Annotated in this window: 11 protein-coding genes; 7 read left to right on the forward strand and 4 right to left on the reverse strand. The window is 46.6% G+C overall.

The genetic code is table 11. The annotated features are described in order from the left end of the window. Window positions 1-7: 7 nt before the first annotated feature. Genes TRQ7_RS05740 through thiI form a run of 3 tightly spaced genes read right to left on the reverse strand, consistent with a single transcriptional unit; the run spans window position 8 to window position 3,056 of the window. Window positions 8-1,162, reverse strand: coding sequence for a cysteine desulfurase family protein (locus tag TRQ7_RS05740; RefSeq protein WP_038067258.1), 1,155 nt, complete (start codon window positions 1,160-1,162; stop codon window positions 8-10). 5 nt (window positions 1,163-1,167) lie between these two features. After that, window positions 1,168-1,902: a lysophospholipid acyltransferase family protein gene (locus tag TRQ7_RS05745; protein ID WP_015919373.1), complete on the reverse strand. Its 735-nt coding sequence runs from the start codon at window positions 1,900-1,902 to the stop codon at window positions 1,168-1,170. Further along, the gene (gene thiI / locus TRQ7_RS05750; protein WP_038067261.1) at window positions 1,899-3,056 is read right to left on the reverse strand and encodes a tRNA uracil 4-sulfurtransferase ThiI; all 1,158 of its coding nucleotides are present in this window, start codon (window positions 3,054-3,056) and stop codon (window positions 1,899-1,901) included. Before thiI ends, TRQ7_RS05745 begins: the two co-directional genes overlap by 4 nt. A 107-nt stretch (window positions 3,057-3,163) precedes the next feature. Between thiI and TRQ7_RS05755 the strand changes: the two genes are divergently transcribed. From TRQ7_RS05755 to TRQ7_RS05775, 5 genes are read left to right on the forward strand one after another with little or no spacing between them, the layout of a single operon-like run. Continuing rightward, complete coding sequence (locus tag TRQ7_RS05755) at window positions 3,164-4,237, forward strand: tetratricopeptide repeat protein (RefSeq protein ID WP_038067262.1); 1,074 nt, start codon at window positions 3,164-3,166, stop codon at window positions 4,235-4,237. After that, complete coding sequence (locus TRQ7_RS05760; protein WP_015919376.1) at window positions 4,222-4,944, forward strand: A24 family peptidase; 723 nt, start codon at window positions 4,222-4,224, stop codon at window positions 4,942-4,944. Before TRQ7_RS05755 ends, TRQ7_RS05760 begins: the two co-directional genes overlap by 16 nt. After that, window positions 4,945-6,114, forward strand: a complete 1,170-nt coding sequence (locus TRQ7_RS05765) for a class I SAM-dependent rRNA methyltransferase (protein WP_015919377.1) — start codon at window positions 4,945-4,947, stop codon at window positions 6,112-6,114. 1 nt (window position 6,115) lies between these two features. Continuing rightward, the gene (locus TRQ7_RS05770; RefSeq protein WP_015919378.1) at window positions 6,116-7,318 is read left to right on the forward strand and encodes a pyridoxal phosphate-dependent aminotransferase; all 1,203 of its coding nucleotides are present in this window, start codon (window positions 6,116-6,118) and stop codon (window positions 7,316-7,318) included. Then, entirely contained in the window at window positions 7,276-9,198 is a 1,923-nt protein-coding gene (locus TRQ7_RS05775) for an HD-GYP domain-containing protein (protein ID WP_236681684.1), read from the forward strand. The genes TRQ7_RS05770 and TRQ7_RS05775 overlap by 43 nt, the downstream gene beginning before the upstream one ends. Here the strand turns inward: TRQ7_RS05775 and TRQ7_RS05780 are convergent. Beyond that, on the reverse strand, window positions 9,185-9,787 hold the full coding sequence (locus TRQ7_RS05780; protein ID WP_015919380.1) for an HAD family hydrolase: 603 nt from the start codon (window positions 9,785-9,787) through the stop codon (window positions 9,185-9,187). The genes TRQ7_RS05775 and TRQ7_RS05780 overlap by 14 nt on opposite strands. A 147-nt stretch (window positions 9,788-9,934) precedes the next feature. Between TRQ7_RS05780 and TRQ7_RS05785 the strand changes: the two genes are divergently transcribed. Beyond that, a complete protein-coding gene (locus TRQ7_RS05785; RefSeq protein WP_015919381.1) occupies window positions 9,935-11,224 on the forward strand; it encodes an MATE family efflux transporter in 1,290 nt (429 codons plus the stop codon). Window positions 11,225-11,245: 21 nt separating this feature from the next. Continuing rightward, entirely contained in the window at window positions 11,246-11,629 is a 384-nt protein-coding gene (locus TRQ7_RS05790; protein ID WP_015919382.1) for a hypothetical protein, read from the forward strand. Window position 11,630 lies beyond the last annotated feature (1 nt).

The following is an 11,630-nucleotide window of genomic DNA, read 5'->3' on the forward strand; positions in this document are numbered from 1 at the left end:
TATACCATTATCGGCGATTATTTTCGTTTATGCCCAGAAAACTCAAGATTTCTCCTGTTTTCTCCAGGAAATAATTCACTTCCTCCTCGGTGTTGTATCTGCAAAGGCTGATTCTTATCGCACCCTGAGCAATTCTGCGATCGATTCCCATGGCTGTCAGAACGTGACTGAGGTTTTCATCTTTGCTCGTGCAGGCAGAAGAGGTGGAAACGAATATTCCATGGCTGGAAAGAAGGTTCTGAAGGGTTGATCCTCTCAGATTCGAGAAAGAAACGGAGAGAGTGTTGGGGAGTGATACGTCGAGCGGTGTTATGATGTGAGCCCCTAGTTTTCTCAGACCTTCAGCGAGTTTTCTTCTCAGCCTTTCCATGTGTTTCATGGTACTTTCAAGGTTTTCAACGGCAAGTTCCATCGCCTTCGCTGCACCGACTATACCCGGAACGTTTTGAGTGCCGGATCTGAGACCTCTTTCCTGTCCGCCTCCGTGTACAAAGGGGCGTATGGGGGCACCCTTTTTTATGAACGCTATACCGACACCCTTTGGACCGTGGAACTTGTGTGCGCTGAAACTCGCATAGTCCACGTTCAACCTTTCGAGAGAAAAGGGAATCTTCCCTATCACCTGAACGGCGTCCACATGTACCAGGATCTCTTTGTTTTTCTTTTTGACGATTTTTACGACTTCCTCTATGGGTTGAATGGTACCCACTTCGTTGTTCGCAGCCATTACGCTGACAAGGAACGTGTCTTCGTCTATCATCCGTTCCAGTTCCTCCAGTTTCACGACACCTCTGGAGTCGACGGGGATGTACTTCACCCTGAAACCCCTGAGGGAGAGATACTTCAGTGTTTCAAGAACTGCCTTGTGTTCTATGGGAGTTGTGATTATGGTTCTTTTCCTCTTCTCAAAGACTTCCGCAACCGCTTTGTGTATCCAGTTTATCGCCTCTGTTGCACACGAAGTGAAGAATATCTCTGAAGGCGATACACCGAGGATCTTCGCAATCTTTTCTCTTGCCTTTTCAAGATGAAGGTTTGCTTCTATTCCCATTCCGTGGGCGGAATTGGGATTGCCGAATTTTTCCCTGTAGAACGTGATCATCTCTTCCAGTGCGCGATCGTCCAGTCTCGTCGTCGCGTTGTTGTCGAAATAAACTCTCATAATGTTCACCTCTCTTTCAGTTCCTCTACACCTTTTCTGATGATGTTTTCTACGTACTCTCTCAATTCCTTTTCACTGGAAAATCTCTGAGGATCGACGGGACTGTGTATCTTGAGAAACACTCTGCCGGGTGTGAAGATCCAGTGGTTCTTCGGGATCAGGTGGTAAGTTCCCCAGATGGACACGGGAAGAACAGGTACACCTGTCTTCATGGCAATCATGAGACTGTCCTTTTTAAACGGAAGCATTTCGCCATCTGGAGACCTTGTGCCCTCCGGGAAAACGACGAAGGTGACTCCGTTTTTCAACTTCTCGATCGCTTCTCTCAGTGCCTTCACAGCCTTTCTTGGATTCTTTCTGTCGAGGAAGACACCGTTCAGATACTTTATGTACCAGTTCACGCCCGGTATCTTCTTCAGTTCTTTCTTGGCAATGAAAGCACCCGTTGCAACAAACCCGAGTATCAAGGGAATGTCCATGATGCTCTGGTGGTTTGCCACTACGATGAAATTCCTGTCCTTCGGTATGTTCTCTTTCCCCTCGACAACCACTTCAGAGAAGAGCCACTTGAACGCTCTCCTTCCGAACTTTTCTATCTCCCCTAGAACGTACTCTCTTGCCCTTTCTCTGTCCTTCATCAAAAAGGACCTGAGGAGCACGAACCCTCCGTAGAAGACGATGTAGACAACCGCTATGAAATAAAAGTACAGGGTCACCAGTAGGTTTTTGAACTTTTTCACTCTATCACCTCGATCTTTCTTGTTCTGAACGCCTCCTCTTCAAGTGCTGAAAGATCGGGTATGCTCCGTTCCAGCTCCTCCAGAGCAGAAGGGTGGGATCTTGTGGCGGGGTTTTTCGGTGCGAAGAAAACACAACTGTCCTGGTAAGGTTTGATGGATATTTCGTACGTTCCTATTTCCCTGGCTTTTTCCACGATCTCCGTCTTGTCGAACCCCGCAAGAGGCCTGATCACCGGCCTTGTTGTGACGCTTTCAATCGACCACAGGTTTTCCAGAGTCTGGCTTGCAACCTGTCCAACGTTCTCACCGGTGTAGAAGGCGATCGCGTTGACTTCCTCTGCTATTTTCTCTGCGATTCTGAACATGGACCTTCTGTACATGAGCAGGGAATATTTATCTGGAACGCTCTTTTTTATCCTGAGCTGAACCTGCGTGAGATTCACCACATGCAATCTCAGCGGATGTCCTCCACTGAATTCTCTGAGCACCCTGAGGATGTCTTTTACCTTCTCAACAGCGCCTTCCGATGTGAACGGAGGTGACACGAAGGTGACGGACTCTATCAAAACACCCCTCTTCAGGGCGTACCATCCGGCAACCGGGCTATCTATTCCACCGGAGAGAAGTAGTATCGCCCTTCCGCCTGTGCCAACAGGAAGTCCACCGTAGCACTCCACCTTGTCTGTGAACACAAGGATTCCCTCCGGTCTCACCTCAACTCCCAGAACAAAGTCCGGATTGTGCACGTCCACACTGAGTTCTTTGAAGTTTTTGAGAACGAGAGCACCGAGTTCGCTGTTCATTTCGTAGACGCCCTTTTTGTACTCCTTGTATGCCTTCTTCGCCTGAACTTTGAAGGTCTTGAACTCTCCCTGCTCCAGTTTCTCCTTCACCGCAACAAGGACTGTTTTTTTCACTTCCTCGAAGTCGTGGCTCACAAGAAATCCTTTGCTGAAATTCTGGATTCCAAAAATCTTCTTCAATTTGTCATCGAGATCGATACCTTCATCAACCGGTATGAGGAACCTTCCCCATTGTTTTTTTACCTTCATGCCCGTTACCCTTTCGATGTTCCTCTTCAGAGCGTCCTCGAAGTTTTTTCTGTTTTTTCCCTTGAGACCTATCTCGGCGTACCTTATTATGTAAACTCTCAATCCGTTCACCTCCGGATAGAATTTTAGCAGATGAAGGAAAAAGGTTGCCTGTCTCAGGTGTATAATGTAAAATAAAGATGAACCGAAAGTTTCAGGAGGGATGCTACATGGCAGAGTATATAATAACACTCGTTTTATCCGACGGCAAGGTGGATATCACCACCTCCACTCCGTTCGTTGTGGCTCTCAGAGATCTCCTCTACGAGGGCGACTGGGAAACATTGAAAGAGGATATGAAGACGAAGGAAAACATAATGAAAGAGGTTCAAACGTGTGAAAAACTCGAAAAGGTCGTTCATCTGGACGAGACCATCTACGAACCTCTCATCTTCCCGGAGTTTCAGGAGTGGCTCGAGGAAGAAGATATCAGTGTGAAGGACTTCAAAAACGTTTCGCTGAAAGGTCTCTACGATCTTGCCCTCGAATACGCCGATCGAAACCTTTACGATGTGGCACACGACATAATCAAGTTCATGCTCGATATCGACAGCAACTACGCTCCTGCGTACGAACTGAAAGGATCTCTCCTTGTTGAGCAGGGAAAGATAGAGGAAGGCATCAAATATCTTGACAAAGCGGTGGAGATAGATCCGTGGCTTGTACAGGCCTACGCTTCTCTGGGAGAGGCTTACTACAACCTCGGTGACTACGAAAAAGCGGTTCATTACTGGGAAAGAGAGCTGGAATATGCTCCCGATGATAAACTCACCTATTTTGTTCTGGCTGAAGCGTATCAGGAGATGAACAGAAAAGATCTTGCCGCAAGAACACTGGAAAGGTTACTGGAAAGAGATCCAAGCAACATTCCTGCTCTGTATCAGCTCTCAGAACTTTACAGGGCACTCGGCAAAGAAGAGAAAGCAAAAGAGATGGAAGAGCGCATCATGAAGATCAGGCCGGCGTATCCCACCGAGATAGAACCGTGGGCGAAAGTGATGCTCAAACATGGAAAGTACAGGGAAGTGGCGGAGGAACTGGAAAGGATAGTTGAAACGTCTCCTCTGAACACGCTTGCAAAACTCCTTCTTGTGGTTCCTTACGTGAAGATGGGAAAGATCGACAAAGCGAAAGAATTGCTTGAGGATCTCGAACAGACGAACATCTGGTATTATTATGGAAAGAAAGAGATTTTCGACGAACTTCTCACAGAGGAGGAAAAGGCAGCTTGTGGCATATCCTGATGTTCGGTCTTGGGCTGATAATCGGAAGTTTCCTCAATGTGGTGATCTACAGATCAACGAAGGAGGGTCTCAAACTGTGGGATCCTCCTTATTCATTTTGCCCTAATTGCAAAAAAAGGATACGATGGTACGACAACGTACCCCTTTTGAGTTATGTTCTGTTGAAGGGAAGATGCAGATACTGTGGCTGGAAAATTCCTCTGAGATATCCGATCGTGGAATTTCTGACAGGGCTAGTGTTTCTTTTGAATTCTCTTTTCATGAAAAACGGGCTGGACCTTCTTTTGGCGAGCGTGATATCTTCGTCCTTGATCGCCATTTCTTTCATAGATCTTGAGACCTTTTTGATACCGGATTATCTGAACTTTACGGTCGTTTCCGTCTCTTTCATAATGGCGCTGAGAGGACACTTCCTGGATCACCTGCTGGCCTTTTTCCTTGTGACGGCCATGTTTCTGATGCTGAAGTTTCTCTACAGGGAAGGTCTGGGGACAGGAGATGTGATCCTTGCAATGGGAATAGGCATTCTTCTTACTCCCTTTTCAGCCATAATCGCTGTTCTTGCCGCTTCGGTTGCTGGCATTCTGTTTGCACTGATAAAGGGAAAGGGTAAAATGGATACAAAAATGCGTATTCCGTTCGGGCCCTTCCTCGCTTTGGGAGGATACACACTGTTTCTCATATCGTACACGATGGGGTGGTTGTAGTTGGCCAGAGTATTCCTTGGAAAACTCAGCAGAAGACTATTGGGTGGTCATCTCTGGGTTTACGAAAACGAGATTTCGAGGGTAGAGGGCGACTACGAAAACGGAGAAGTTGTGGATCTTTTCCGCCCCGACGGCTCTTTCTTTGGAAAGGGGTACATAAACGACAACTCGAAAATCAGGGTGAGAATTCTCTCTCGAAAAAACGAAAGAATAGACGGTGAATTCATAAAGAGAAGAATAGAAGATGCCCTCAGAAAGAGAAAAACTCTCAAAGACACGAATGCCTTCAGAGTGGTGCACGGTGAGGGAGATTTTCTGCCTGGGCTCATCGTGGACCTTTTCGGTGATTATGCTGTCGTTCAGATCACAACGCTGGGAATGGAAAGGATGAAGAGCTGGGTTCTTGATGCTTTGATAGAACTTTTACAACCGAAGGGAATATACGAAAAGTCGTCCGGAACATTCCGCGAGAAAGAGGGACTAGAAGATCGGGAAGGGTGGATCTACGGCGCGGGCCCTGAGTTAATCGAGTTTGAGATGAACGGGCTGAGGTTTCTCGCTGACACGAAAGGACAGAAGACCGGATTCTTCCTTGATCAGAGGGAAAACGCGAAGATGGTGCTCGATTTTGCGAAAGACAAAGTTTGCCTTGATGTCTTCTCCTATACGGGAAACTTTGCGGCACATCTCCTGAAAGGCAGTGCCAGACATGTCACCCTTGTTGATTATTCCGAAAGGTCTCTGGAGATCGCAAGGGAAATACTGAAGATGAACGGTTTTGAAAACTTCGACACGATCACCGGTAACGCCTTCGACATTCTGAAGGACTTCGACAAAAGCGGAAAAAAGTACGATCTTGTGGTGCTGGATCCTCCATCCTTTGCGAAAAGTTCCAGAAGTCTTGAGAGTGCAAAAAGAGGGTACAAGGAAATAAACCTGAGAGCGATGAGGATTTTGAGAAAACCGGGAATCCTTGTGACGTCTTCCTGCACCCAGATTGTTTCTGAAGAGACGTTCAGAGAGATCCTCATGGACGCTTCCTTCGACACCGGGACGTACTTGACTGTGTTGAAAAGGGGCGGCCAGCCCTCCGATCATCCTGTCCTTCTGAACGTTCCGGAAACGCAGTACCTGAAGTTCTACATTTTCCAGGTCGAGAAGAGGTGGTAACGTGTTTTCAAAACGGGTGTTGAACTTCGAAGAAAGCCCTATAAGAAAACTCGTCCCGTACGCCGAGGCAGCGAAAAAGCGCGGCATAAAGATCTACCATCTCAACATCGGACAGCCCGATCTGAAAACCCCCGAAGTGTTCTTTGAAAGTATACGAAAAAGAACACCGGATGTTGTCTACTACTCCCACTCTGCTGGTATACCAGAGCTTCGAGAAGCGTTTGCTTCTTACTATCAGAGAAGGCAAAACGCCCATGTGAAACCTGAGAACGTTCTGATCACAAACGGAGGAAGCGAAGCGATCCTTTTCTCCTTCACTGTCGTGGCAGATCCCGGTGATGAGATACTCGTTCTGGAGCCTTTTTATGCAAATTACAAGGCTTTTGCGAAAATAGCCGGTGTGAAGCTCGTGCCTGTGGTCAGGCAGATGGAGGATGATTTTTCGATTCCTGACAACCTGGACAGATTTGTGAACGATAGAACGAGAGCGATCGTGCTGTCCAACCCCTGCAATCCAACGGGGGTGGTTTACGGCGAAAGGGATCTACGTTATCTTTTGGATTTCGTTGAAAGAAACGACCTTTTCATGATAGTCGATGAGGTCTACAGTGAGATAGTCTTTCGTGGAAACTTCGTGAGCGCAATGACATTTGAAAGCGACAGGGTGATAGTGGTCGACAGTGTTTCCAAGAAGTTCAGTGCGTGCGGTGCGAGGGTAGGATGTCTCATCACGAAAAACGAGCAAGTGCTGAACCATGCCATGAAACTGGCTCAGGGAAGGCTAGCACCACCTCTTCTTGAGCAGATAGGCTCTGTTGCCCTTTTGAACCTCGATGAAGATTTCTTCAGAACTGTCAGAGAAACTTACAGAGAACGCGTTGAGATCGTCATAAAAAAACTCGAAGAGTACGGGCTGAAGAGATTCACCAGACCTTCGGGAGCCTTTTATGTCACCGTGGAACTTCCTGTGAACGACTCGGAAGAGTTCGCCAGATGGATGCTCACAGATTTCGATCTCGACGGTGAAACGACGATGGTCGCACCACTGAAGGGGTTCTACATCACACCAGAACGTGGGAAAAGGGAGATCAGAATTGCGTGTGTACTTGACAAAGAGGTTCTCTCAAGGGCCATGGATGTTCTCATGGAGGGATTGAGAACGTGGTTGAAAAAGTTCTCTTCGGTTCAGCAATATCTTTCCTAGCCGCTCTCTATTTTTCTATCCCGAAAGTTTTCAGTTTGAAGAAGCTCCTGAAAGCTGCTCTTTTCTCCCTGCCGTTCGGTTTTGTGGATTGGAAAATCCTTCTTGTAGCTTTTCCAGTCGCTTATGCTCTGGAGGTTCTTGGGTCGAGCAGTCTTCTGGTCCTTCTAACGCTTCCTGTTTCTTTGTTCAACGTTTTGCTCTTTCACGTATCCATCATGGTGCTTGGCTTTGTTGTGTTCTTGAGGAAAAACCCTCTTGAGAAAAACCTTTCTTTTCTGGAAGTTCTCTTTATCTTCCTTCTTGCCTTCTTTTCCATACTGGGTATCATCAGAAAAGAGTATACCTTCCTGTTTTTCACAGGTTTTGCTTTTCTAATTTTCCTACTTGAGAAGAGGTGGCGGGCAAAGAGTGAAAGAAGTCTTCAGGAGAAAACAGAGGAACTTTCCGCTGTTAACCAGGAACTCACCGCACTGAACCAGCAACTTACTGCTGTGAACCAGGAACTGGAAGCATCCTACGAGAGCCTTCAGGTGTTGTCCAATCAGCTGAATAGAACTATGGAGATCCTTGGAGAAATAGACCTTGAAACCGATCCGTTTCCTGTTCTGGAGAAGATTTATTTCGACTCAAAAAACCTGCTGGAGCCTTTCTTGGGGCTTGAAGTGAAAAATTCAAAACAAAAGTTCATGGTTGGAGAAAAAACTGAGGAGTTCCTTTACAAACAATCGAAAGATTCGAGTGTGAAACTGTTCGTGTCGAGAGATCTGGAGAAAGACGAGGAAGCGTTTTTAAAATCCATAATGAACTTTTCACTTTTCCTTTTGAGAGCACACGACTCCTATTGTGAAGTGGTTGAAAATCGGAACGCACTGTCTCACATGCTCGCTTCCCTGGAAGGGGTTCTGACGGTTTCGAGCAGAACAGAGCTTCTGGAAAAGATGCTTCACTACCTGAGGAGCATGTTTCCGGGAGTGGTTGTTTCTTCTGTCACCATGTCAGAAGATGGTGAACTGTCCACCTTCTTCTTGAGAGACGGGAAAATGGAAAAGGTGAAACTGAATCGAGGAATCGTTGTGAAAGCCTTCAGAGAAAGAAAGGACATTCTTGTTGAAGATGTCAGAGACTTTCCGGAGTTCTTCGACGTGACAGGTGGAAAGGTAAGATCTGCCGCCGCTGTTTTCTTTGAGTACGAAGGTGTGCCTTTTGTGATAGAGATAGAGAAAGAATCGGCGTTTTCTGAATTTGAGTTTTCCACATTGAAGATAATGGCCCGTGTTCTGGGTATTTTCCTTTCAAGACTGGTTCTCTACAGAAAGTTGAGGAGAACGTTCTTTCAGACCATCGAGGCGTTTTCCTACGCGGTCGAGTTGAAAGATCCCTACACCAGTGGTCACAGTGTGAGGGTTTCAGAGTATGCCCAGGAGATCGCCAAAAGGATGGGACTATCAAAGCACAGAATTGAGAGGATAAGAATAGCAGCCCTTCTGCACGACATAGGAAAAATAGGGGTGAGAGGGGCTATCCTCAACAAGGCTTCAAAACTCACAAAAGAGGAATACGAAGAGGTGAAGAAACATCCAGAACTGGGAGAAAGACTGATCAGCAAGGTAGAAACCTTCTCCGACATCGCAAAGATCGTGAGACATCACCACGAGTGGTACGGTGGTGGAGGATATCCGGATGATCTTCGGGGAGAGGAGATCCCCCTGGAGTCCAGAATAATCGCAGTGGCGGATGCCTTCGATGCCATGACCAGTGACAGACCGTACAGAAAAGCCATGAACAAAAGCACAGCCCTCGAGATTCTTCGAAAGAATGAAGGACTTCAGTGGGATCCCTCTGTTTTGAGAGTTGCCCTGGAATATTTCAGCGAACTTTGATGAACTTCATACCCGTTTTTTCACACGCTCCGTCGTTCACTTCATCGTCACCGTACATGACACAATCCTCTGGCAGAACTCCGATTTTTTCGCATATTTCAAGGTAATACCTCGGATCGGGTTTGCAGAAGTGAAAACTCTCCATGTCCGTTATCAGATGGAAATCCTTTTCTGAGAGACCTATCCAGTTCAACCTTTTCGTTATGGCTATCCTTGGAAAAACAGGATTTGTTGCAAGAACGATCTTTCCTTCTTTCTTTTTCTCACTGAGAAGATCCAGCGTTTCTCTGAAAGGCCTAACTGTGTTCCTGAGAGTGTCAAAAAGATCACTTCTGTAGAAATCCATGAAAAGGTCTTTCCATTCTTCGGCCTTTCGCTTTGTTTTGCTTTCAAGGCATTTCATGTATCTTTCGAGATTTGTGGTGCCATCCGGTTTTTTTGTTATTTCCTCCACACAATCGAGAATCAGGTTTGGCGAGATCAAAACGTCCTTTTCTTTGAAAAACGAAGTCAGATGTTTGAAATATTCCTCCGCAAACCCATTATCTTTTGCCAGCGTTCCATCATAATCGAAAAGAAAGACCTTCATTTTCTTGACCCTCCTTTTTAACTATTCTAACACTAGTTCGGTGATAGAATTTTTAACGGGAGGTGGTGCGCTCTGGAAAGAGAAACAAGAGGAATCAGACTTCTGAGGGGAGATCCCAAAAAGGCGATTGTCAAACTCTCCGTTCCCATGATGCTTGCAATGCTCGTTCAGACGATCTACAATCTGGCGGATGGAATCTGGGTGGCAGGACTTGGACCTCAGGCTCTTGCGGCAATAGGATTGTTCTTTCCAATCTTCATGATCATCATCTCGCTTGCAGCAGGTATTGGTGTTGGTGCGAGTTCTGTTGTGTCTCAGAAGATAGGTGAAAGGGACAAAACGGGTGCTGATGTTGCCGCTTCTGTTTCAATGCTACTTTCGGTGATCATCGGTTTGATGGGGATCGCTGTTTTTCTGCCCGCTGTTCCATCCATTCTCGGTTTTGCCGGTGCGCGTGGAGAAACTCTAAATCTGACTTTGGAGTATTCTGTTGTTCTCATATATTCCATGCCTCTTCTCATGTTCAACAACGTGGCCAACGGTGTTCTCAGGGGAGAAGGAGATGCAAAAAGGGCGATGATCGCAATAGCTGCAGGTTCTCTTCTCAACATAGCCCTGGATCCTCTGTTCATATACGTTTTTGGATTTGGGATCAAAGGAGCCGCTTATGCCACGGTACTTTCGATCGCTGTTTCCTCTTTTCTGATCTCCTTTTGGCTTTTCTTCAAAAAGGATACGTACGTATCCTTCCATCTCGGATGGAATTGGGAGATATTGAAGAGAATTCTAAAGATAGGAATTCCAGCGTCTCTGGCGCAGGCCATGATGTCCATAGCGATCTACATCCTCAACGTTTTTGCAGTGAAGGCTGGGGGAGATTATGGAGTTGCTGTCTTCACGAGTGCGTGGCGTGTGGTGAACTTTGGAACGGTTCCGCTCATCGGAATGGCCATGGCGGTGACTTCTGTCACGGGGGCAGCGTTTGGCGAAAGAAACGCTGAAAAACTCGAAACGGCGCATCTTTATGCCGTGAAACTTGGTTTTTTCATCGGACTGGTGGTGATGCTGGCAATACTTGTCTTTGCACCCTTCATAGCAAAGGCGTTTACCTATTCTCAGGAAGGAGAGAGGATTTACAGCGAACTCGTGAGGGCTCTTAGAGTGTTGAGCCTTTTCCTTCCCGGTGTTCCCTTTGGAATGTTCACCTCTTCCATGTTTCAGGGTGTGGGTCAGGGTTTGAAAAGTCTTGCTGTGACCATAATGAGAACTGTGATCATGCAGGTGCTCTTTTCGTGGTTGTTCGTGTTCGTTCTGAAGGCAGGGCTGATGGGTGTCTGGTGGGGAATAGTCCTTGGAAATGCCACATCCGCATTCATCACCTTCACCTGGGGAAGGTTCACGGTGAATCGGTTGAAGAAGGAGTTTCAGGCATTATAATGTCATCGAGGAGGGAGATGCATGGTCAAGATAGAGGCCTCTTATTCCACCATTGAAAAGGTCGTTTTAAAAACTGCGGAGGGTATATCTCACTTTTCGATCTCGAAAGACGAGGAAAACCTTCTGGTGAAGATGAAGCACGGGTCTTTTCCCTTTGCCATATCGGTGAAGATTAAAGTACTGTCAACCCAGCGAACACCGGACGATCCCATCGTGCTGAAGGTGGGTGTTCCTTCCTTTCTGATGGAAATGCTAAAGAGCAGAATAGAACGGGAAGGGGTGGAACTTCACGGAAACGAAATACACCTTTACCCAAGAAAGATCTCCAGGGTGTTCGAGGATCTCATAATCTCAAATGTAGAACTCAATGAAGACAGAATCATACTCCATGTGGAGGAGGCATGAA

The organism is Thermotoga sp. RQ7, assembly GCF_000832145.1.
Lineage (GTDB): Bacteria > Thermotogota > Thermotogae > Thermotogales > Thermotogaceae > Thermotoga > Thermotoga neapolitana.